The 23,439-nt window shown below is 67.4% G+C and carries 13 protein-coding genes; 5 read left to right on the plus strand and 8 right to left on the minus strand.

Features of this window, described 5'->3' with window-relative positions:
• Window positions 1-70: 70 nt before the first annotated feature.
• The 4 genes from BJ987_RS04925 (at window position 71) to BJ987_RS04940 (ending at window position 6,631) form a co-directional block, all read left to right on the plus strand.
• The gene (locus BJ987_RS04925; RefSeq protein WP_209885074.1) at window positions 71-463 is read left to right on the plus strand and encodes a hypothetical protein; all 393 of its coding nucleotides are present in this window, start codon (window positions 71-73) and stop codon (window positions 461-463) included.
• 269 nt (window positions 464-732) lie between these two features.
• Window positions 733-2,808, plus strand: coding sequence for a galactan 5-O-arabinofuranosyltransferase (locus BJ987_RS04930; RefSeq protein WP_209885076.1), 2,076 nt, complete (start codon window positions 733-735; stop codon window positions 2,806-2,808).
• A 41-nt stretch (window positions 2,809-2,849) separates the two neighbouring features.
• Window positions 2,850-6,218 (plus strand): arabinosyltransferase domain-containing protein, encoded by a 3,369-nt coding sequence (locus BJ987_RS04935; protein ID WP_209885078.1) that lies wholly within the window; start codon window positions 2,850-2,852, stop codon window positions 6,216-6,218.
• 251 nt (window positions 6,219-6,469) lie between these two features.
• A complete protein-coding gene (locus tag BJ987_RS04940) occupies window positions 6,470-6,631 on the plus strand; it encodes a hypothetical protein (RefSeq protein WP_194816755.1) in 162 nt (53 codons plus the stop codon).
• A gap of 68 nt (window positions 6,632-6,699) precedes the next feature.
• Here the strand turns inward: BJ987_RS04940 and BJ987_RS04945 are convergent, their stop codons facing one another.
• Entirely contained in the window at window positions 6,700-10,053 is a 3,354-nt protein-coding gene (locus BJ987_RS04945) for an arabinosyltransferase domain-containing protein (protein ID WP_209885079.1), read from the minus strand.
• A 131-nt stretch (window positions 10,054-10,184) separates the two neighbouring features.
• Here BJ987_RS04945 and BJ987_RS04950 point away from each other — a divergent pair, with 131 nt between their 5' ends.
• Window positions 10,185-10,664 carry a peptidylprolyl isomerase gene (locus tag BJ987_RS04950; RefSeq protein WP_307869480.1) on the plus strand — a complete coding sequence of 160 codons (480 nt, stop codon included), beginning with the start codon at window positions 10,185-10,187 and terminating at the stop codon, window positions 10,662-10,664.
• A gap of 69 nt (window positions 10,665-10,733) precedes the next feature.
• On the opposite strand, the gene BJ987_RS04955 is transcribed toward BJ987_RS04950, so the two are convergent.
• The 7 genes from BJ987_RS04955 to BJ987_RS04985 all read right to left on the minus strand — a co-directional run bounded on the left by BJ987_RS04955 (window position 10,734) and on the right by BJ987_RS04985 (window position 23,365).
• Window positions 10,734-11,303: a Uma2 family endonuclease gene (locus BJ987_RS04955; protein ID WP_209885083.1), complete on the minus strand. Its 570-nt coding sequence runs from the start codon at window positions 11,301-11,303 to the stop codon at window positions 10,734-10,736.
• A 64-nt stretch (window positions 11,304-11,367) separates the two neighbouring features.
• Complete coding sequence (locus BJ987_RS04960) at window positions 11,368-12,912, minus strand: acyl-CoA carboxylase subunit beta (protein ID WP_209885085.1); 1,545 nt, start codon at window positions 12,910-12,912, stop codon at window positions 11,368-11,370.
• Window positions 12,909-18,320 (minus strand): polyketide synthase Pks13, encoded by a 5,412-nt coding sequence (pks13, locus tag BJ987_RS04965; RefSeq protein WP_209885087.1) that lies wholly within the window; start codon window positions 18,318-18,320, stop codon window positions 12,909-12,911. The genes BJ987_RS04960 and pks13 overlap by 4 nt, the downstream gene beginning before the upstream one ends.
• 201 nt (window positions 18,321-18,521) lie before the next feature.
• A complete protein-coding gene (gene fadD32, locus BJ987_RS04970; RefSeq protein WP_209885089.1) occupies window positions 18,522-20,438 on the minus strand; it encodes a long-chain-fatty-acid--AMP ligase FadD32 in 1,917 nt (638 codons plus the stop codon).
• A gap of 212 nt (window positions 20,439-20,650) precedes the next feature.
• The gene (locus BJ987_RS04975; RefSeq protein WP_372446839.1) at window positions 20,651-21,709 is read right to left on the minus strand and encodes an LLM class F420-dependent oxidoreductase; all 1,059 of its coding nucleotides are present in this window, start codon (window positions 21,707-21,709) and stop codon (window positions 20,651-20,653) included.
• Between the two features lie 133 nt (window positions 21,710-21,842).
• Window positions 21,843-22,823, minus strand: a complete 981-nt coding sequence (locus BJ987_RS04980) for a cutinase family protein (RefSeq protein WP_209885091.1) — start codon at window positions 22,821-22,823, stop codon at window positions 21,843-21,845.
• Window positions 22,820-23,365, minus strand: a complete 546-nt coding sequence (locus BJ987_RS04985; protein WP_209885093.1) for a DUF732 domain-containing protein — start codon at window positions 23,363-23,365, stop codon at window positions 22,820-22,822. The genes BJ987_RS04980 and BJ987_RS04985 overlap by 4 nt, the downstream gene beginning before the upstream one ends.
• Window positions 23,366-23,439: the final 74 nt, after the last annotated feature.

Raw genomic sequence — 23,439 nt, forward strand, 5'->3', positions numbered from 1 at the left:
CCTGGCCCTGACCGCATTCCGACCCCGTCGAACACCCCTCAGCACAACCGATTCCAAGGAGAACACCGCCATGTCCAGCACCCTGACCGACCAGAACAAGGCCACCCTGCGGACCGCCGCCTACGGGGCGATCTCGTTGCTCGCCGCCGCGAGTGGTTCGCCGCACAAAGCCGCGACCGCGGGCACCGCTGCCCTCTACTCCGCGACCGGAACGGTCGGACATGTCCTCGCCGCCAAGTCGAAGGACATCAAGCTCGACGGCAAAACCGTCGCCGAGCTCGCCGACCAGGTGTTGCCTGCCCTGACCGAGTCCATGCACCTGCTCGGTGCACTGGACCCGGCCGAGGCCGAGAACTTCCGCAGCACGATCGTTACCGCGATCGACGCGGCAACCGCCAAGGTCGAACCCAGCCCGACCACCACCCAGATCACCGGCAAGATCACCGCGGCCCTCGACGCTTGATGGGATCCCGACCTGGACAACCGCCACTCGGCAGGGGGACCACACCGGCCCCCTTGCCACGGCCGCCCAGTGCACACGCGGACGGAACATGAAGGCCCCGAACGGAACATCGTTCGGGGCCTTCATGGTGGTCGACCAGCCGGTCCCGAGGGAGACATCAGCAGCGCTGGGGCCGGGGTTGTGGCGGACTGCGGTTGGTGATCATGGGGCACTAGGCTGACGCGACGGCTTTTCGGTCTACAGGTCAACAGAGGGAAACCGGAGGGGCTATGAACGGCACCGTTACCGAGACTGGCACGGCGGCGACACCTGGGCGGGTGGGGTCGGCGGTCCGGCAGGTCGGGGCGGGCCTGGGGGAAGCGCTGCTGGCGGCGCTCGTCGCCGTGGTGGTCGCGGGCGTGGGGCTTTTCGCGTTTTCGCTGGTGCAGTGGCCGGCCTTCAATTCCTCCAACGTGACGCGGGCGTTGACCACGGTGGGGCAGGTCGGGGCGGCGGTGCTGCTGGTCGCGGCGATCTGGCTGTTGCGGGAGCGGAAGTGGCCGTGGATGGCGAAACTGCTGTCGTGGGCCGGGATTTCGACGTTCGTGACGGTTACGCTCGGCATGCCGCTGGCGGCTACCAAGCTGTACCTGTTCGGGGTTTCGGTGGATCAGGAGTTCCGGACCGAATACCTGACCAGGCTCACCGACAGCGCCGCGCTGCGCGATATGACCTATGTCGATCTGCCGCCGTTCTATCCGGCCGGGTGGTTCTGGGTCGGTGGCCGAGTCGCGAACGTGCTCGGAATGGACGGATGGGAGGCGTTCAAGCCCTACGCGATCGGGTCACTGGCGGTGGCGGCGGTGTTGTCACTGGTGTTGTGGTCGAAGCTGATTCGCGCCGACTGGGCCGTCGCGGTGACGGCCGCGACCACGGCGGTGACGGTGACCTGGGCGGCTCCGGAGGCCTACAGCGCGGTGATCGTGCTGCTGTTCGCCCCCGCACTGGTGCTGGCGTGGGGTGCGTTGCACCGGCCCGCCGCGCCGGGTGCGGAGCGGACGGCCGGTGGCTGGGGCGCTGTGGTCGGCACGGGGTTGTTCCTGGGGATGGCCGCCACGTTCTACACCCTGCATTTCCTGGTCGCGGCGTTCGCGGTCGCGTTGATGGGGTTGCTCGCCGCCTGGTCGGCGGTGCGGGCACAGCGGGTCGCCAATAGTCGGCGGGGTGCGAAAGACCTTGGCGGCGCGGCAAACACCGGCAGCGCCACAAACACCGGCAGCGCCAAAGATACTGGCAGCGCGAAAAACCCTGCGGGCGCCGGTCGCCCGGCGTGGCGAGCGGCGGTGCCGCCACTACTGCGGCTGCTCGCGATCGCCGTGCTCGCCGGGTTGATCGCGGCGATCGTGTGGCTGCCTTATCTTTTGAAGACGCTCAGCACGAAGATTCCGAGTTCCGGGACGGCGCTGCACTATCTGCCGCAGGGCGGCGCCGAATTGCCTTTGCCGATGGTGGAATTCACGCTGCTGGGCGGGCTGTGCCTGATCGGGACGATCTGGCTGGTGCTGCGGGCCGGGTCGTCGCGACGAGCGCAGGCGCTGGGCATCGGTGTGCTGGCCATCTATCTGTGGACGCTGCTGTCGATGGTGGCGACCGCCGCCGGGACGACGCTGCTGTCCTTCCGCTTGGACGCACCGCTGAAGGTGCTGCTGGCCGCGGCGGGCGCGTTCGGGTTCGTGGAGGGCGCGCGGGCGCTGTACCAGGCGTTGAACGAACCGGCGGCGCTGAAGCCGGTCGCGGCGGCGCTCGCGGTCCTGGGCGCGCTGGCATTCGCGCAGGACATTCCGCATGTGCTGACGCCTGAAATCAACACCGCCTACACCGATACCGACGGCGACGGCGTGCGCGCGGACCAGCGCCCGCCCGCCGCGGTGGCGCACTATCGCGAGGTGGACGCCGCCCTGCTGGCACAGACCGGCCGGCCGCGGGATCAGACGGTGGTGCTGACCGCCGACACCAGCTTCCTCGCGTTCTACCCGTACTTCGGGTTCCAGGCCCTGACCTCGCACTACGCGAACCCGTTGGCGGACTTCCCCGCTCGCGCCGCGCTGATCGCGGACTGGAGCAAGCTGAAGTCCGCGCCGGAGTTGCTGAACGCGCTGGCGCAGAGCCCGTGGCGGGCGCCGGACGCGTTCCTGTTCCGCCGCAGCGGCGACAACTACACCCTGCGCCTGGCCCGCGATGTCTATCCGAACGACCCGAACGTGGAGCGCTACCCGGTCGCTTTCCCGAAGATGCTGTTCGCCGATCCGGCTTTCACCACCACCGAGATCGGGCCCTTCACCCTGGTCACCGTCAAGCGCGCGTAGCGGCGGAGCGCGCGCCGGCGGGGTGGTTAGAGTGAACGATCGTGCGAGCGGACCGATCGACTTCAGCGTTCAACCGTTACCGCCTGATCGCCCTCGTCTCCGGATTACTCGGATTCGTGCTGGCGCTGCTGACGCCGGTGTTGCCGGTCGAGCAGGACCGGGCGACCTTGGACTGGCCGCAGGCGGGCAACAGCACCAGCGTGGCAGCGCCGCTGGTGTCGTATGTGCCGCTGCGGTTGCGGGCCGAACTGCCGTGCTCGGTGTTGTCGGAGCCCGCGGCGGGCGCGACGCGGACGTTGTTGTCGACCATTCCGGTGGGGTCGGGTAAAGCCACCTCCAAAGGGCTTGTGGTGTCGATAGCCGACGGCACCCTGTCGGTACTGCAGCGCGATGTGCCACTGCTGTCCGCGCCGGTGGCGGAGATCACGGGCTGCGGTTCGATCCGGATCGACGCGCAGGCCACCCAGACCTCCGTCGAGTTCCTCGGCGCGAACCGGCAGGACGGAACACCGTTCCAGAACACGGTTACCCGGGATATCCGACCGCAGGTGGTCGGGGTGTTCACCGAACTGGACCAGGCGCAGCTGACCGGTGCGCGGCTGCACGCCGATATCGACTCACGGTTCTCCTCCACCCCGAGCGGGTGGAAACTGGCCGCGATCATCGCGGCGGCGATCTGCACCGCGATCGCGCTGCTCGCACTCCATCTGCTCGACAACTCCGACGGCCGCCGCGCACGCCGGTTCCTGCCCGCGCACTGGTGGCGGGTCGGCCTCGCCGACGTGGTGGTGCTCGGCACGCTGCTGGTGTGGCACTTCATCGGCGCGAACACCTCCGACGACGGTTACATCCTGAACATGGCTCGGGCGTCGGAACATTCGGGCTACATGGCCAACTACTACCGCTGGCTCGGGGTCCCCGAAGCGCCGTTCGGCTGGTCCTACGAGGTGCTGGCCTGGATGTCGAAGGTTTCCGACGCCAGCCCCTGGATCCGCCTGCCCACCCTGCTCGCCGGAATCGTCTGCTGGCTGGTGATCTCCCGCGAGGTCCTCCCCCGCCTCGGCGCGCGGGTCCGCCGGCACCGGATCGCGCTGTGGACAGCCGGTCTGGTGTTCCTCGCGTTCTGGCTGCCCTACGACAACGGCCTGCGCCCGGAGCCGCTGATCGCCGCCGGCGCGCTACTCACCTGGTGCTCCATCGAGCGCGCCATCGCCACGGGCCGGCTGCTGCCCGCCGCGATCGGCGTCTTGATCGCCGCGTTCTCCCTCGCGGCCGGGCCCACCGGCCTCATCTGTGTGGCCGCGTTGATCGCCGGTTCGCGGCCGGTGCTGGAGATCATCGTCAAACGCGCGCAGGGCAAGCGAACCGAGCAGATCCCGGCCGACGCCTACGCCGCCGACTCGGCATCCGCCGACGCCGCGGCGGATGCCGGGACGCCGAAGGTGTACGCCGCGGACTCGGCGGATCCGTCGAGCAGTTCCCGGCTCACCACCTTCTTCCGCTATGCCGCGCTGATCGCGCCCGGCCTGACCGCCGGAACCCTCGTCCTCGCGGTGGTTTTCGCCGATCAGACCCTGGCCACCGTGATGGAGGCGACCCGTGTGCGCACCATCATCGGGCCGAACGTCGCCTGGTTCGATGAGCGCACCCGCTGGGATTCCCTGCTGATGCTCTCGCCCGACGGTTCGCTGGCCCGCCGGTTCGGTGTGCTGATGATGCTGTTGGCGCTGCTGGTCTGCGTGCTGCAGGTACTGCGGAAAGGCCGCATCCCCGGCACTTCGCGCGGTCCGTCGGTCCGCATCCTCGGCATCGTGTTCGCCTCGCTGCTGCTGATGATGTTCACCCCGACCAAGTGGACGCACCACTTCGGCGTCTACGCGGGGCTGGCCGGTTCGCTGGCCGCGCTGGCGGCGGTCGCGGTGGGCAGCAACGGGATTCGGTCACCGCGTAACCGGGCGCTGTTCGCGGCCGCGGTGCTGTTCGTCCTGGCGATCACCTTCACCGGTTCCAACGGCTGGTGGTACGTGTCCTCCTACGGCGTGCCGTGGTGGGACAAGGCGCCGCTGGTCGCGGGCAAGGGCATCTCCACCTTGTTCATGGGCCTCGCCCTGCTGGCTCTGCTGTGGGCGGTCTGGGAGCATTACCGCGCCCCGTACCAGAAGTCCGTGCCGACAAGGCCTTTCGACCGTTTCGCCTCCGCGCCGCTGACCATCGCGGCGGCACTGCTGGTGCTGTTCGAGGTGGCCTCCTTGGCCAAGGCCGCGGTCACCCAGTACCCCGCGTACTCGATCGGCAAGTCGAATATCGAGACGCTGGGCGGTGATCCGTGCGCGCTGGCGAACTCGGTACTCGTGGAGACCAACACACCGGACTCGCTGCTGCAACCCTACGACGGCTCCCCCGCCGACGGATTGTCCACTGAGGCAAAGGGATTCAGCCCGAGCGGCGTCGCCGCCGACCTCACCGCCGATCAGGAGGAAACCGTCTCCGGCGGCGCCAACTCGATCAGCAAGGATGAGAACAAGACCACCAACACCACCGGCGCGGGCACCGGCGGCGGCACCAGCGAGCAGGCCGGAATCAACGGCAGCACCATCGCTTTGCCGTTCGGCCTGGATCCGGCGCGCACCCCCGTCCTGGGTAGCTACAGCGCCGCCGCACAGGAGCAGGCGAAGCTGACCTCGCAGTGGTACCGCCTCGATCTCACCGACAGCATGCGCCAGGACCCGGCCTACCGAGTGCTCACCGTCACCGCGGCGGGCCGTATCCGATCGGTGGATCAGGACGGCGTCGTCACCTACGGCCAGGAACTGCATTTGGAATACGGGACTCGGCAAGCCGACGGACGGTTCGAGACGCTGGGTTCCATCGACCCGATCGACATCGGCCCGGCCCCGTCCTGGCGGAACCTGCGCGTCCCGCTGGATCGCCTGCCCGCGGGCGTGAACGCGGTGCGCCTGGTCGCCGTCGACAACGACATCACCCCGAAGCAGTGGCTGGCCGTCACCCCGCCGCGCCTGCCGCGCCTGGCCAGCCTGAATTCCGTTGTCGGTGACACCGACCCGGTGCTGCTGGACTGGCACGTCGGCCTCGCCTTCCCGTGCCAGCGGCCGTTCGATCACCACGACGGCGTCGCCGAGGTGCCGAAGTGGCGGATCCTGCCCGACCGGGTGGGTTCGGACGCGTCCAACGCGTGGCAGGACGATATCGGCGGCGGCCCGCTCGGCTGGACCGGCCTGCTGCTGGAGGCGGAGTCCATTCCGACCTATCTGGACCACGACTGGGGCCGGGATTGGGGCTCGCTGGAGCGGTTCACGCCGTACGACCCGACGGCCGCCCCGGCAACTATCGGAGCCACGGTCGTCAGCCGGTGGGGCGTCGCGAAGGACGCTCCGATCCGGATTCCGTGACGGAGACCGCGAAAGGGCTACCGGCGCGCTATCGGTCGTGCTATCACTTTCTGGGCATAACCGACAGCTGGCGCCGGGCCGCTCCGGGCAGGCGTTTACATTTTGTCAATATTCCGCCCCGGTTACGCCGGGGTGCTCCGTACAAGATCATGAAAGCGGTTGGGGCACTGACCGTTTCGTACCGATGACACCTTCGTAACCGATGATTCGAAATAGAGACGAAGGCGCGTCCGGGACGTAATGTGTGCGGTATGACAGCGGCGTTCGATGACATGGGTCTGCGCGATCTGGTCGATCTGCTCACCGACGAGGAGCAATCGGAATTGCGTCCGGAAGTACTGCGGGTTCTCGGGCGGTTGCCCTCGCAAGAGGTGCTGCGCCGAGAACTCGGCCGGCGCATGTTGAAGGTATAACTCACCACTCACACAAATAGGCCCGCTGAGAGTTGCTCAGCGGGCCTACTTCTCGTCCTGCGACCGGGCTAGAACACCCGCATCATCCCCGGCGACCAGAAACCCCAGCGGGTTTCGGTGCCGGTCTTCAGCTGGGCCGCGGTGGCGGGCAGGTACTGGTCGTAACGTTCCAGCGAACCCCAGTCCCGGGCCCAGTCGTTCTTCAGATAGGTCGGCAGCGTGGTCGACTTGGCCAGCATCTGACTGAACCCGAGCGGGCCGCCGAACTCCTGGGCCTGCCAGGTGTTGGTGGAGCTGATGGCCAGCGGACGGTCCGGCAGGATGCGGAACTTCGGCACCTCGGCCACCCCGTTGCGGTGCAGGAACGGCTGCTGGCACGGGAACTGCAGGCCGACCGCCCAGTCCTCCAGGATCGGCTGCTCCGAACCCAGGAAGGTGTTGAGCGACTCCAGCTTCGGCATCCGCGGCGGCGTGAACGCCAGCCACTGATCACCGATCAGAATCGGATCGTTGGCGACGAGGCGGACCGTGTCGGCCTCCGGCGCGATCTCGTCCAACGGCACCCGCAGGTTGCGCCAGGACGGGTACGGGCCGATATCGCGCGGCAGATAGGTGCCGAGCTTCTCGACCGAGCCGTCGGGCAGGCGCCTGCCGTAGTCGACGGTCAGCGACTGGCCGTAGTTCAGGTCGCCGGTGTCGTCGAAGGACAGGATACGGCCCGCGGCCGAGATCACCACCAGCGGCTTGTCCGCCGAACGCGGACCGAGCTCGTACCAGCTCGAGGTCAGGTGCGCGGGCTGCTGCACGCCGGGCTGGTAGCTGCCCATGATCGGGGTGGTGGCCGGGTTCAGGCCGAACGGAAGCGCGACATTGGAGCCGTTCACGCCGACCGCGCCCTTGCCGCCGCCGGTGCCCGCGCTCTCGCCCTCGGCGAAGGCCGCCCCGACCGACTGAGTGGAGGTGTTGCCGGTGCCCGGCTTCACCTCGACGCTGTCGGCGGACAGATCGTCGGGCACCCCATTAGGACTGAAACCGACCGGGTTCGCGCCGGCCAGCGGGTCGCCATCCTTCGGCGGATCGGCCGGATCGATGATCGGCTGCAGCAGGCCCGCGTTCGGATCCGCTTCCACCAGCACATCATTGGCGAGACCACAGGAATTGCCGGTGATCGCGTCGTAGTTCGAACGCGCCAGCGAATACGCCGGATACTGCGAGTAAGCGCCCTTGACCAGCGAGAGCACTTCCAGCGCCACCATGGCGGCGGCGACGATGGTCAGCGGAATCGCGGCGAACTTCCGGATCCGCCGCACGCGTTCGGACTTCGCCGAACTCTCCGGCTTGGCATAACCCTCACGCAGCGCGTGCCAGGCGACCAGCGCCAGCGCGACGCCGAACAGCACCAGCATCAGCGTGTTGCCCTGGTAGCCCTGCACCGAGATCCGCTTGTCGAACCACGGCACACCGAAACTGGAGACGTACCAGTAGCCGTTGATGCCGGAGAACGACACCGCGAGGACGAACAGCAACCCGGCCAGGAAGATCGCGCGATTCTTGCGATGCCGCAGCGCGGTGGCCGACACCGCGACCGCGGTCACCGCGGCCAGGGAGCCGGCGATACCCGCGTACGCGCCGAAGTGGTGCGTCCACTTCGTCGGGTTGAACATCATGAAGAAGATGGTGCCGAAGACAATGCCCATCAACCGCCAGGTCGGACCGCTAGCGATCCCCGCCACCTGCCGCCGGCGCAGCAGCACCAGCATGGTGGTGAACAGGCACAGCAGCATGGTCAGGAACGCGAACCGGCGCGGCAGCGAACCGTCCACCGTTTCCACGAACAGGTAGTAGTAGCGCAGATAGTCCTCGTACCAGGCCAGGTTCGGGCCGGTCGCCTGCCGCACGCGGTTGGCTTCCTGGATGGCCGAGAAGGTCTGGTCGCTGTAGACCACGGTCAGCACCAGCACGCCCGCCGCGGCGATCGGTGCCAGCAACGGGAACGTCGAACCCCACCACGGCGAGGCCCCGAGTTTCATGAAGTCGCGGCGGCGGCGCACCACGATCCGGATCAGCGGGCGAATACCGGCGAGCAGCGCCGCCACACACATCAGGCCCGTCGGCGCGGCCGCCAGGGTGAAGGCGGCGATGAGCACCGCGGCCGCCGCGGGCAGCAGCCGCCCGGTGGCGATGGCGCGTTCGATCGAGACCCAGGTCAACAGCGCGCCCAGGGCGACGATCGGCTCGGACCGCAGACCGTTGTCGTAGGGCAGCCAGAAGGCCAGGAACACCAGGCCGCCCGTCCACAGCGCGACCTTGCTGTTGCGGACACCCCGACCGAGCCGCGGCACCACCTCGCGGCTGATCACCATCCAGCACAGGATCGCGCAGGCCAGCGCGGGCACCCGGACCCACGGGCTGGCGGTGGAGATTTCGGCGAAGGCCTGGATCACGTAGTAGTACCAGCCGAACGGCGCCTCCGGGACGCCGTACCAGCGGAAGTAGTTGGCCATATATCCGGCGTGCGGCGCGACCCGCACCATGCTCAGGATGTAGCCGTCGTCAGAGGTGTTGGCGCCGATGAAGTGCCACACCAGCAGGGTGCCGATCACCGCGCCGTCCGCGCCGGTCGGCTTGAGCCAGTGCGCCGGGAAGAATCGCCGATGCCCGCGGCCGTCGCTGGTGTCCAGCTTGGCCAGCGCCGCCAGCGCGATCAGGGTCAGCAGTACCGCCGCGATGATCGCGACCAGCTTGGTCAGGCTCGGGCTCGTGCTGAAGCGGGTATCGATGGTCGATTCGAAGGACAGACCTTCGGGCGCCGCGCCCCGCAGATCGGTGAACACGCCCACGATCTGCGGCCGCAGATCGCCGATCAGCTCCCCGGCGAGCGGTTCCTGCACGATAACGGAATCCCCGCCCGGGACCGGCTTCTCCATAGCCTTGGTCAGCCCGACGAACTCGGCCCGCGTCTTGTCGATATCCGAGCTGATCAAGATCGAGGAGCACTGCGCCATGTCCGACCGCGGGGCGGACGCCACCACCGCATTGCGATCGACCACATCGACGGTGTCCGCGGACACGCGCACGAACAGCGCCTGCAGTGCCGCCTGATCACCCTGCGGCGGCGCGGTCGCCAGCAGCATGCCGCCCTGCTCCGGCAGCGACTCCACCGCCGAACACGGGATCGACGCCCGCACCTCGATCGGCACCTGCGACATCAGCGGCGCGGCCACATTGCCGAGCGTGCCGCTCTGCGGCCAGTTCAGTGTCGCCGTGGTCTGGGTGACCGGAAGAAACGGTGTGGCCAGCGCCAGCAACGCCCCTATCAGGCCGGTAATCAGCGCGATCGCGCGCGCGGTCCGGAAATCGCGGGGGGCGACGGCCGGAGCGGGGGCCGGGCGTTCGAGTACAGCGGTGGCGGCGTCTGACACGGTTGGCAATGCTAGCTGCCCAGGTCCGCGAAAGCCCCCTCGACCGATTGCTGGAACCCCGAAAAAGGACCCGAGTTGCTGACCGGCAACGGGGTCTTTGGCAGGGTGTGGGTATGACCAAGGTGAATCTCGTGACGAATAAAGGACCCATCGTCCTGGAACTGGACGATGCCCAGGCGCCGAACACGGTGCAGAACTTCGTGAGCTACGTGAATTCCGGCCACTACACCAACACCATCTTCCACCGCGTCATCCCGAACTTCATGATCCAGGGCGGCGGCTTCGAACCGGGTATGAAGCAGAAGGGCACCCAGGCGCCCATCAAGAACGAGGCCGACAACGGCCTGAAGAACGACAAGTACACCGTCGCGATGGCCCGCACCAACGACCCGCACTCGGCCACCGCGCAGTTCTTCATCAACACCGCCGACAACGACTTCCTCAACCACTCCGCGCCGACGCCGTCCGGCTGGGGTTACACGGTCTTCGGCAGGGTCGTCGAAGGCACCGAGGTAGTGGACAAGATCGCCGCCGTACGCACCGGCTCCGCGGGCATGCACCAGGATGTTCCGGCCGAGGACGTCGTCATCCAATCCGCCAGCATCGCCTGATCTTTCAGCGGTAACACGCGAATCGGGCCGTCTCCCAGCGGAGTACGGCCCGATCACGCGACCGGCCGGTTACTCCCGGCCGCGCACCAATCCGGTCAGATTCAACGCGACCGACATGCCGTCCAGCACCATCGACGTGTCTCCGGTTCGCTCGCCGACCTGCTCGTATTCACCGGCGATGAGGCGGTAGGCAGACAGACTCACCGGGTCGTCCAGATCGACGATCCAGTAATACTCGATCCCTACCTCGGCGTACTCGTCGAACTTGGTGCGCCGGTCGGTGCGTTTGGTGCCGGGCGAGATGATTTCGACGGCTAGCAGCACATCGTCCGGGGTGACGCGAGGAAGGTTCCGCTCGACCGCCGAGCTGTGCACGACCATGATGTCCGGGACCCGGACCGTGGCCGGCGGTGATGGGTCGACCACGAGCTCCGCCTCACTGACGGTGGCCCATGCCGGGGGTAGTTGCGACTCCAGTTGCGCTCCAAGCCGCACAATGGCGGCTTGATGACGCAATATCGGTCTCGGACACACAACGAGGACCCCCTCCGCCAACTCATAGTGGCGGCTGTTGTCCTCCGGCAGGGCGATCCAGTCATCCAGCGTCAACAGATGATCCGGCCAGTGCACGACAGTCACCATATCTCCTCCTGCGACAGTCTCGACCGGATCAGTGTGGCATAAGCCAGTTCGTCCCAGTGGGTTACAGCGGGATCAGGTGGTGCTTGCGGGGGTAGCGGATCATCTTCTTGTCCTGCAACATCTTCAGGGCCCGACGCAGTTCCAGCCGCGTCGCGGACGGTTCGATGACCGCGTCGAGGTAGCCGCGTTCGGCCGCCAGCCATGGGGTGGCCACGGTGGCGTTGTAGAAGTCGATCATCTGCTTGCGCATGCCCTCGCGCTGGTCCTCCGGCAGGGCTTCGATCTGCTTGCCGCCCATCAGGCTGACCGCGCTCTCCGCGCCCATCACCGCGATCCGCGCCGTCGGCCACGCCAGGTACACATCCGAGCCCAGGGCCTTGGACCCCATGACCGCCCAGCCGCCGCCGTACGCCTTGCGCACCACCACGGTCACCTTCGGGACCGAAGCGGCGGTGTAGGCGAACAGGAACCGGCCGCCGCGTTTGATGACGCCGATCTTCTCCTGCTCCACACCCGGCATGAAGCCCGGCGTGTCGACGACCAGCACGAGCGGAATCTCGTACGCGTCACACATGCGGATGAAGTGCGCCGACTTGTCCGAAGCCGCCGCGTCCAGCGCGCCCGCGTAATGCATCGGCTGGTTCGCGACCACGCCGACCGGACGCCCGTCGACGCGGGCGAAACCGGTGATCACGTTCTGCGCGACCTGGCCGCCGATTTCGTGGAAACCGCCGTCGTCGAAGATGCGCAGCAGTACCTCGTGCATGTCGTAGCCGGCGTTGTCGGAATCCGGGACGATCGTGTTCAGCTCCAGATCCGAATCCGTGAGTTCGGGTTCCAGACCGGGATTCACGACCGGCGGCAGCTCCACACAGCTCGACGGCAGGTAGCTCAGATAGTCGCGCACCCACTCGAACGCCGCGGGCTCATCCTTGGCCACATGGTGGATATTGCCGTACCCGGCCTGACTGCGGGCGCCGCCGAGTTCCTCGATGCTGACATCCTCGCCCGTCACCTCCCGGATGACCTTCGGTCCGGTGACGAACATGTGCGCGTCTTCGGTGGCGACCACGACATCGGTGCAGATCGGCTGGTACACCGCGCCACCGGCGCAGTTGCCCAGGATCAGCGAAATCATCGGCACGTACCCGGATAGCGGCTCCATCGCGGTCGCGAGCTGGCCGTACCAGTGCAGTGAGGTGACAGCCTCCTGTACGCGCGCGCCGCCGGAGTCGTTGATGCCCACGATCGGGCAGCCGACCTTGGCCGCGAATTCCATGGTGGCGACGATCTTGCGACCGAACATCTCACCGACCGAACCGCCGTACACGGTCTGATCGTGCGAGAAGACCGCGACCGGGCGACCCTCCACCAGACCGTGCCCGGTGACCACGCCGTCGGAGTAGAGGGCGTTCTTGTCGTTCGGATTGCGCACGAGCGCACCGATTTCCACGAAGGAGCCCGGGTCCAGCAGCATGTTGATCCGATCGCGGGCGCTGGGAATCCCCTTCTTCGCCCGCTTCGCCACGCCCGCTTCGCCCGTCGGCTCCTGCGCCAGCTCTAAACGCTTACGCAGATCCGCGAGCTTTTCGGCCGTCGTGCTCACTGGACTCCCTTCGCCTCGATCTCGGCGAGCTTCGCTGCGAGATCGGTACCAATCTTGCCGATGCGCGGCTCATCGACGATCTGCAGGTGGTCACCGGGGATGTGCACGATCTCCAGATTGGGGATGAACTCGTCCCAGCCGCCGTTGGGTCGCCGGTCGCCGTAGCGAGGCTCCAGCTCGATCGCGCCGTCGTGATAGCGATCGGCGAGGTAGAGCACTACGTGACCGTCGTACTGGCTGGGCTGAACCTGCTGCAGCGCACGCTGTTCGATCCACGAGGTCCGCTGGTGTTCGAGCACACCACCAGGGATCTTCGCACCACTCAACTTGACCAGATCCATGATCATCTTCATCTGGTCTTCGTCGCTGGCCGCGGCCAGCTCCTCGATCTGCTCGCTGTCCAGCTCGTGCGGAACGTTGTAGGTCTTCTTCGCGAAAGCCTGGTAGCGCTCGAGTCGACGCATCCGTTCCGCAGGGCTGTTGTCTTCCTTCTCGACCGGGATGGCCAAGTCGATCAGGCCGACGGTGCGCACGTCCGCCCCCTCCTCGCGGAGCAGCTGACCGACCTGCAGAGCCAGCACCGCACCCAGCGACCAGCCGTACAGCACATACGGGCCGTCACCCTGGATCTTGCGGAGCTCCGGCAGATACTGACGGGCGCGTTCCTCGATGGAGCCTTCCACGCGCTCGAAACCGTACATCGGCGTGTCGGCGGGCAGCCGCTTCAGCAGCGGTTCATAGACCAGTGTGTTGCCGCCTGCCGGATGGAAGACGAAGACCGGCACCGCGTTCGAGCCTTCGACGCGAGCCCGCAGCGGCCGGACGAATCCATCCACATCCGCGCCGCTGTCCTGCAGGTCGCGCACGATGTCGGCGAGCTGCTCGATGGTCTCGCAATCGAGCACATCGTCGACGGTGATCTCCGCACCGACTCGCTCGGTGAGGCGACGCGCCAGCTTCTCGGCGACCTCCTCCTCGAGGATCGGGAGGGTGTTGAAGATGCCGCCGGCGGACTTGCCGGTCACCAATGCCCAGGTGCCGTAGGCCAACCGCTCGGCCGCGTCGCGCGGCGGCACGTCGTCCTCGTTCTCGACTTCGTACGCCACGCCACCGAGTACCGCCGCCTCGGCCACCGGAGCCGCTTCGGCACTCGGAGGCGTTTCAGCGACTGGAGCCGCTTCGGTCACCACCGCGGCCTCGGCCACCAGCGCGCCCGCCTCGGACTCGATCGCTTCCTTCTTCGCCTCGGTCGACTTCACATCTGCCGACTGCACGTCAGTCGACTGCACGCCTGCCGACTGCACGTCGGTCGACTTCACTTCGGCCGACTTCGCATCAGTCGACTTCACTTCGGCCGCAGCGGCTTTCGCGATGGCGTCCGGGTCCTCGCCCGCCTCCATCGCGGCCCGCGCCTGGTTGACGAAATCGGCGTCGATGGTCACGTCTTCACCCGCGGCTTGCCGCTCGGCGATCGCGGCCACCTCGTCGCGGTGTTCGATCGCGTACCGCAGCACCTTGCCGACCTCGGTGAGGTTGGCGTCGCGCACGGCCTGGATCTGCAACTGCGGGATATCGAATTCGTACTCGACGCGGTTCTTGATCCGCATCGCCATCAGCGAGTCCAGACCGAGCTCCATCAGCGGAATCTCCATCGGGAGGTCTTCCACCGCGTAGCCCATGGACTCGGCGACGATCAACGCGAGCCGCTCCTCGAGCTTCTGGCTGCCGTTCGGATCCCAGCGGTCACCGAAGCTCTCGACGACCGCTACCTCGGCGGGGGCTTCCGCCGCGGCCGGGACCGGCTGCGCCGCAACGGGTTCCGGCAGTGCAGCGCCCGAGGTGACGACACCGTCGAACAGCAGCTTGAAGTTGTTGCCCTCCTTCGCGTGCACCTGCGCCGCGGCACCACCCGGGTAGGGGGTCAGCGTCGTGGTCAGCGTGCCCGTCGCCGGGACCGGGGCGTACGCGTACGACGCACCGGGTGAAACGTCCGAAAGCACCTGGGCGGCAGCGGCTTTCACCAGCTCGCCGAGATCGGTGACGGCCGCGGCCTGCACCTCCCACACGTGCCGGCCGTCCGGCAGCGACACGTGAGCGCCGGGAATGCGATTGTTGCCCGAGCCCGCGTTCAGCGTCACCTTCGGCCAGTACTGCTTGCGCAGGAAAGCGGTCCGTGGAACGGCCGCGTACTCCCCCGCGGTCAACAGCGACGGCAGATCGACCGGGTGGCCGTTGACGTAGAGCTGGGCGAGCGCGGCGATCACCGCGGCCGACTCGTCTTCCTTGCGCTTCAGCGTCGGAATCAAGACGGCGTTGTGCACACCGGCGGCGAAGGTGGTGCCCATAACCTGCATGAGCGCAACGGAATTCGGGGCCAGCTCCAAGAAGGTGGTGATCCCGACGTCGACCGCCTGGCGGATGGCGTTGGTGAAGTACACCGAGCCACGCATATTGGTGACCCAGTAGTCCTCGTTGTGCACCGGAGCGTGACCCGCGCGGTAGACGGTGTCCTTGTGCGCCGTGGAGTACAGATCCACCCGCAACGGTGTGGGCTCGATTCCGGCCAGTTCGGCGGCCAGCTCACCCAGCAGCACATCCATCTGCGAGGTGTGACCGGCGCCGCGAGTCTGCAGCACCCGAGCGAACTTGCCCTGCTCCTCGACCTTGGCGACGATGGCGTGCACCTGGTCCGGCGGGCCGCCGATGACGGTGTTGGTCGGCGCGGCGAAGACCGCGAGCTCGATGTCCGGGAAGTCCGGCAGCATCGCTTCGACGTCTTCGGCGCTCAGCTCGACCAGCGCCATATTGCGTACCTGGTCATCGGTGATCATCTGCTCGCCCTCGGCCATGAGGCGGCCGCGCGCACAGATGGTGCGCACCGCGTCCTCCAGCGGCAGACCGCCGGAGATATAGGCGGCCGCGACCTCACCCTGCGAATGACCCACCACGCCACCGGGTTCCGCGCCGTGGGCGCGCAGGATCGCGGCCAGACCCGCCTGGATGGTGAAGGTGCCGACCTGCGCGGTGCCGATATCCCAATCCTGGGCGTCGTCGAGCATCATCTCCGTGACGGAGTATCCGGCCTCGTCGACCACCAGCTGGTCGATCTGGTCGACGGTCTCCCGGAAGATCCGGTTCTCCTGGTAGAGCTGTTTGCCCATCTTCCGGTGCTGGGCACCGAAACCGGCCATTACCCACAGCGGTCCCTTGGCGGCGGGCGAGTCCGCGGTGAACACACCCGGCGCGGGCTTACCGGCCGCGATGGCGCGCAGGCCCGCGACGGCTTCCTCGTGGTTCGTCGCGATGACGACGCCGCGCGAACGCCAGTGGCTGCGCTTGGCAAGCGCGCGGGCCACATTCTCGAGCGGCGCGTCGCGGCCTTCCTCGGTCTCCAGCCAGTCCGCCAGATCCGCGGCGGCACGGCGGCGACGCGACGGCAGGTAACCCGACACGGGCAGGATCACCGGCAACGGCTCCGCGCGCGGTGCCCACTCCGGTTCCACGACCTCTGCGGCGACGGAGTCGTCCGAGGGCGCCTCCAGCATCTTCTCCGCTTCGGCCAGCACATCGGTGGTCTGGTGATCGAGTGCCTCGGCGAACTCATCGGTAACCGCCGCCGACTCCTCGACCGCAGTGGGCTCCGCCGGCGCGGCCTGCGCCTGGGCCGAAGCCGGCACATACTCCTGCACGACGACGTGGGCGTTGGTGCCACCGAAACCGAAGCCGGAGACGCCGATCGTGGCTTTACCGCTGTAGCGCGGGAATTCGGTGGGCTCCTCGACGACCTTCAGGTGCGCCTGATCGAACGGGATGTAGGGGTTCGGGCCGGCGAACCCGATGTTCGGCGGAATGACGTTGTGCTGCAACGCCATTACCACCTTGGCCAGGCTGGCCGCACCGGCGCCCGACTCGAGGTGGCCGAAATTCGTCTTGGCCGAACCGAGCAGCGCGGGCTGGTCGTCGGCGCGGCCACGGCCGACCACGCGACCGAGCGCTTCCGCCTCGATCGGGTCGCCGATGAGGGTTCCGGTGCCGTGCGCCTCGATGTAATCGACGGTGGACGGGGCGATTCCGGCATCGCGATACGCGCGGCGCAACACGTCGGCCTGGGCGTCCGGGTTCGGGGCGAGCAAGCCATTGGAGCGGCCGTCATTGTTGACGGCGGTGCCCTTGACTACCGCGTAGATCGTGTCGCCGTCGCGTTCGGCGTCGGCGAGCCGCTTGAGCACGACCAGACCGCCGCCCTCGGAGCGCACCATGCCGTCGGCGTCGCTCGAGAAGGCCTTGATATGACCGTCCTTGGCGACACCGCCGTTGGCGTCGAAACCGAGCGTCGCCATCGGCGCGAGCAGCATGTTCACGCCGCCGGCCAGGGCCAGGTCCGCGTCACCGCCGCGCAGCGCACGCACTGCCTCGTGCACCGCGACCATCGTGGAAGAGCACGCGGTGTCGATGGAAACCGACGGACCGCGGAAGTCGTAGAAGTAGGACACCCGGTTCGGGATGATCGACGAGACGCTGCCCATGATGCCGTAGGCCTCGGCCGACAACGGCGTACTGCCATCCGGCTCGGAGCCGAGGCCCAGGGCCGCGATCAGCATGAAGTCATTGCTGGACGAGCCGATGAACACGCCCACGGGCTCACCCTTGAGCTCGCTCGCGGGAATCCGGGCGTGCTCCAGCGCTTCCCAGGTCAACTCCAGCATGAGCCGCTGCTGCGGGTCCATGCGCTCGACCTCGACCGGGGAGGTAGCGAAGAACTCCGCGTCGAAGCCCTTCACCACCTCCTGATCGAGGTATCCGCCCTTGGTGTTGGCCTTTTCGATGGCTTCGGCGGCACGCGGGTCGGACTTGAACTCTTCCCAGCGCCCGTCCGGCAGGTCGCGAATCGCGTCCCCACGACCGATCAGGAACTCCCAGGTCGACTCCGGCGTATCCCCCGCGCCCGGCAGCCGGGTGGACAGACCGACGATGGCGATATCGTGCGCCTCGTCCGGCGTGTAGCCCGCGTAGAACGCGTCGTCGGCCGACTCCTCGGGCAACTCCGGCACACCGTTGACGACTACCTCGGCCAGCGAGCCGATGGTCGGATGCTGGTAGACGACGGTGGCGTTGAGCACCACGCCGGTCAACTCCTCGATATCACCACCGAGCGCGAGCGCGTCACGCGAGGCCAGCCCGAACTCCTCCATCGGGCGGTCCACCGTGATGTTCTCCAGCGGCTGACCGGTCGCCTCGGATACCCAGCGCCGCAACCACTCCCGCAGTTCCGCCACGGAGATGTCCGGGTTCGCCGCATGCTGTTGGGGCGGGGTGGGAGACTCCGCTGCAGGTGCGGCGGTCTCCGGTACCGCCGAGATTTCGGCGGCGTCGGTCGTCTGGGTGGGTGTGCCCTCGTTGTCAGCCATCAATTCCTCAAGCTACCTGTCTGCGTACCGGGCGCGCCGCGAATTGACGCTCGGTTGTTACCCCGCGCGTAGTCGCCCCGGGCGTGGATTAAGAGCGACTTGCACAGCACATTACTTACTCGCCCCGTCGGCCTCGCCGACCGCCGACCCTCGAAGCGCCCGCGGGTGAAGCCGGTGCCGAGCATCACCCGCCGGCGCGATCTACTCGGTATCCGGTGCGTCGGGGAACGCCTGCTGGGTGTAACCGCCCCGCAGCGTGCCCTCTAGATATGCGGCCTTGCAGGCACGCCGGGCGATCTTGCCGCTGGAGGTCCGCGGGATGGAACCCGCCGGCACCAGCAGCACGTCGCGCACGGTGACACCGTGGCGTTGCGACACCGCCGCGCGGACCGCGTCGGCGATCGGCATCGGATCGGCCTTGCCCGCCCCCGGGCCGCGCTCGGCCACGATCACCAACTGCTCGGAGGCGTCGTCGGCGTCGAAGTTCAGGCCCGAGTGGCTGCCCTGCTCGAACACCAAGGCCGGCAACTGATTCGCGGGCACCGAGAACGCGGCCACGAAACCCGGTCGCAGCGCGGTGGAGGCCTCCTGCGCCGAGAACTCGAGATCCTGCGGGTAATGGTTGCGTCCGTCGACGATCACCAGGTCCTTGACGCGGCCGGTGATGTAGAGCTCGCCTTCGAAGTAGACGCCGTAATCGCCGGTGCGCATCCAGTTGGCGTCGTCCGGGGTGCCCTCGGCGTGGCTGTCCTCGGGGTTCCGCTTGCTGATCTTGTTCTGGAAGGTCGCGGCCGTCTCGTCCGGGCGATCCCAATAACCGATGCCCATGTTGTTGCCGTGCAGCCAGATCTCGCCGACCTGGCCGTCGGGTAGCTCGTGACCCCCGTCACCGTCCACCGTGGCCGGATCGACGATCGCGGCCCACTGCGACACCGCCACATAACCGCAACTGACCTGAGCGATCGCGTTCTCGCTGTCCTGCGGCACCTTCACCATGCGCCCGGCGTTGAGCTCGTGGCGATCGACGTAGACGACCTTGGCCTCGTCCTCCGCCTTGGTCGCGGACACGAACAGGGTCGCCTCGGCCATGCCGTAGCAAGGCTTGATCGCCGTCTTGGGTAGGCCGTAAGGGGCGAACGCCTCGTTGAACTTCTTCATCGAGGACACCGTCACCGGCTCGGAACCGTTGATCAGGCCCAGCACATTGGACAGGTCCAACGACTCGCCCGGCTTCGGCAGACCACGCGCGGCGGCGTGCTCGAACGCGAAATTCGGTGCGGCCGCGAAGGTCCCGGCACCGTCGGAGACGGCGGCCAGCTCCTTGATCCAGCGATACGGGCGGCGCACGAACGCGCTCGGCGACATGATGGTGATGTACTTGCCGCCCACCGCGGGCAGGATCACCGTCAGCAGGCCCATGTCGTGGAACAACGGCAGCCAGGTGACGCCGCGCGAACTCCAGTCCAGGTTCAGCGCCTTGACCATCTGCAGCAGATTGGTGCCGACCGCGCGGTGCGTGATCTCCACACCGGCCGGGACCCGGGTGGAACCCGAGGTGTACTGCAGGTAGGCGATGTCGTCGACCTTGATGTCCGGGCGGACCCAGGCGTCGCCGACGCTGTCCGGAATCGCGTCCACCGCGATGATGCGCGGACGCTGCGCGGCGGGCAGGGCCCGGAAGAACTGGCGCACACCGGCGGCCGAGGAACTGGCGGTCAGAATGGCCGCGGGGGTGCAGTCACCGAGGACGGCGTGCAGGCGATCGGTGTGACCGGGCTCATCCGGATCGAACAGCGGCACCGAGATGCAGCCCGCGTAGATCGCGGCGAAGAAGGAGATCACGTAATCCAGGCCCTGCGGCGCCAAAATGGCGACCCGGTCACCGGGTTTGGTGACCTGCTGCAGTCGAGCGGCCACCGCGCGCAGCCGAACACCGAACTCCTGCCACGTCAGCTCGTGCACTTCACCGTCGCGTTCCCGCGAGTAATCGATGTAGCGGTACGCGAGCGTATTCGCGTCATTGCGGGTGTGCTTCTCGACGTGATCGACCAGGGTGCGACCCTCGGGAATATGGATGTTCCCGGTTTCGTCCAGGTAGTCGTCGAAAGTCTCTTCCATTCCTTCTTCTCCTCCGAGGCACCCGCAGCAAGACGGCTACTTCGCCGCTGTTTACCTGTGAGGCCCCGACTCGCTATCGCCCCGCTGGTCGCTCTACACGCTCCGCGTGAGCAACATGCATGAGCCGGCCTGCAGATTCTGGTGCGGTCTGCGCGGTGACCGCTATCGGCTAGATGTACCCAAACCGCTGTTATGTTACAGAGGAGAGCCGTTCACTCGTCCCTCAGCAGGGGGATGACGGGAGCGAACGCGTCCATCTGGGTGGGAAACACCCCGACGTACGACATCGACGTGAGTTGCCGCACACGCTTGATCTGCTCGGCGATTTCTTCGAACGATCCGATCGCCACATAGGGCGAATTCAGGATCTCCTCGACCGACAGTTCGACGTCCACCTCCAGGTCCGGGTGCAGACCCCGGCGGATGGCGTTGAGCGCCATCTCCGCGGTCTTCTCCCGGTCGTCGGTGATGACGATGGCCGTGATGGCCCAGTTCAATTCGATCTCGTGGAACCGATCTCCGGCGGCCTCCTTGATCAGCTCGACCTTTTCGATGGTCTTCTCCATCGTGATACCCGAGAGCAGGCCCTTGCCCTGCTTGGTGGTGACCGGCACGACCGAGACGATGTCGGCGTGCTTCGCGGCCAGGCGCAGCATCTTCGGACCGCCGCCGCCGGTACAGATCGGCGGGCGCGGGCCCTGCCGCGGCCGTGGCGTCCCCTTGATGCCGTCGACTTGGTAATACTTGCCGTCGAAGGTGCATTCCTGACCGCGCAGCAGCACGTCCAGGATGGTCAGCGCCTCATCGAGTTTGGCCAGGCGGACGCCCGGGGTGTCGTAGACCAGGCCGGCGGCGAGGTATTCGTCCTGCTTCCAGCCCGCGCCCAGACCCACTTCGAGACGGCCCTTGGACAGCACGTCGATGGTGGCGAGATCCTTGGCGAGCACCACGGGATGACGGAAACCGTTGGCCAGCACCGAAGTCCCCAGGCGGATCCGTTCGGTGGCCTGGCTCAGCGCGCCCAGCGCGGCGATCGGGCCGATCTGATCACCCAGGTGATCAGGCACGACGAAGGTGTCGTAGCCGTACTCCTCGGCCTGCTGTGCCGTCTGGATGAACTTGCGCGCCCCGCCCTCTTGCTTGTTCCCTTCACCCGCGGCGGCGAAGCGGAAGGGACGCAACGGCGTACCCAGCGCGCTCAGCGGCTGTGCGTCTTGGTCGCTGCGCAGGCTTCGCTCTTGGGCGGCCGGTGCGGCTCCCGCTTGTGTCATGAACTCATGCTCCTGGCGTTAGACGGCGTCTACGAACTTCAGCGCACTTTACAACGTGCTGACGAATCGCATCGCGAATGTCACACCGGCCCAGAGCCGGACACCACTGCCGACCGCTCTGGACTGTGCAGATTCACGAATGCGGAGGGTGCGGAGCGTTGTTGACCAGCTGGGTAGCCCAGTTGACGGTCCACTGTGTCGCGGTCGCCCCGGTGGCCGGATCGACGACGTAGCCGTTGTACAGACTGTGGATCGGATTGCCCGCCGCCCGCACCAGCGTCAGCACGCTCGGAATGAAGTTCGCCGGGTTCAGCGCCTGTTTCGGCGAGTCACAGATCATGTCACCGGGCGCGCAGATGGTGAAGGTGCGCTCGGCGAGCTTGCCGAATCCGGACCGCGCGCCGGTCATCGTGATGCCGGGCACCTTCAGGCCCTTCAACGCGACCTCCGCGCCGATGCCGGGCGGTTCGGCGCCGATCAAGGTCGCTTGACCCGGACCGGGCTCGCGCCGGCCGTCGGCGATCAGCATCACGCCCAGTACCCGGTCGGCCGCGACCGGGCCCTTGCCCGCGCCGATCCGTTCGGCCACATCACCGGCGATCACCGCGCCCTGCGAGAAACCCGCGAGGACATAGGTGGTCAACGGGCATTCCCGCTGCCGCTGCACCATGAAGTCGAGCGTGCGCTGCTCACCCTCGGCGCGGCTGAGGTTGTAGGAGGTCTGACCGTCCGGCGGGAACGCCACCGGATTGGAGAACTGCGCCACGTAGGGGACGGTGTAGACGTCCAGGCGGCTGGACGGGAATTGCTCCCGCATCGGCTGGGAGATGTTGAGCATCAACGAGATCGGATTGGCCGTCGGGTTGTACGGGTCGTCGGCGCTGTTGGATTCCCAGGTGCCCGGAATCGAGATGAACTGCACGTCCGGGCAGCTCTCCGGTTGTGATGTCGGCGGTTTCTCCGGGCCCGGCGTGGGACCCGGCGGCTTCCACCAGCCGGCGGCGATCGACCAGATCAACAGGACGATCGCCACCAGCAGTGCGACGACTGCGAGGAAGATCAGGCACCCCGCCGGTCGGAACCGGCGGGGGCTGGCACCTCGGCGCGCGCTCACTGGCAGTACGTCGACTTAGCGGCGCTCATGTACTTCTTGCCCGCGTCCTCGACCGACATCTTGCCCGCGTCGAAGGACGGATCCGAACCGGCCATGGCGTTCACGAAGGTCGTCATATCGGCCTCGGTCGCACCGGCGGCGACGCCCTGGCAGACGTAGGTACCGATGCTCAGCGCGATATCCGGGCTGGAGGGCACGACGCCCTCGGCCTTCAGCGCATCCAGGAACTTCTTGTCCTTGTCGGTCAGGTTCGAGCTGTCGGCCGGAGCGGCGGACTCGGTGGGCACCGGCTGCGGGCGCTCCAGCTCGGTGCTCGGCGCGGGAGCCGCCTCGCTGCTGGTCTCCGTGCTCGACGGTGCTTCCGACGGCGCGGCCGAGGACGACACCGCGGCGGCTGACGTGGTGGGGGTCAGCGTCGGCGTGCTCGATGCGGTCGAGTCGTTGCCGCCGCACGCGGCCAGCAGGCCGGAGGCAGCGACGGCTGTGAGCCCGAACTGCAGGCGGCGACTGACGCCGAAAACCTTTCCACGGGTCCGATCCATGAATACGTATCCTCGATCTGTTCGCTGTTGGGCTGCGGGTCGCCCACCAGGCTAGCGGGCGACACCGGAGACCG

It is taken from the genome of Nocardia goodfellowii (assembly GCF_017875645.1).
Lineage (GTDB): Bacteria > Actinomycetota > Actinomycetes > Mycobacteriales > Mycobacteriaceae > Nocardia > Nocardia goodfellowii.

Excerpts from the sequence above, each read along its gene's own strand:
- BJ987_RS04925 (WP_209885074.1), top strand. The coding sequence starts at position 71 with ATGTCCAGCACCCTGACCGACCAGAACAAGGCCACCCTGCGGACCGCC.
- BJ987_RS04930 (WP_209885076.1), top strand. The coding sequence starts at position 733 with ATGAACGGCACCGTTACCGAGACTGGCACGGCGGCGACACCTGGGCGG.
- BJ987_RS04940 (WP_194816755.1), top strand. The coding sequence starts at position 6,470 with ATGACAGCGGCGTTCGATGACATGGGTCTGCGCGATCTGGTCGATCTG.
- pks13 (WP_209885087.1), bottom strand. The coding sequence starts at position 18,320 with ATGGCTGACAACGAGGGCACACCCACCCAGACGACCGACGCCGCCGAA.
- fadD32 (WP_209885089.1), bottom strand. The coding sequence starts at position 20,438 with ATGGAAGAGACTTTCGACGACTACCTGGACGAAACCGGGAACATCCAT.
- BJ987_RS04975 (WP_372446839.1), bottom strand. The coding sequence starts at position 21,709 with ATGACACAAGCGGGAGCCGCACCGGCCGCCCAAGAGCGAAGCCTGCGC.
- BJ987_RS04985 (WP_209885093.1), bottom strand. The coding sequence starts at position 23,365 with ATGGATCGGACCCGTGGAAAGGTTTTCGGCGTCAGTCGCCGCCTGCAG.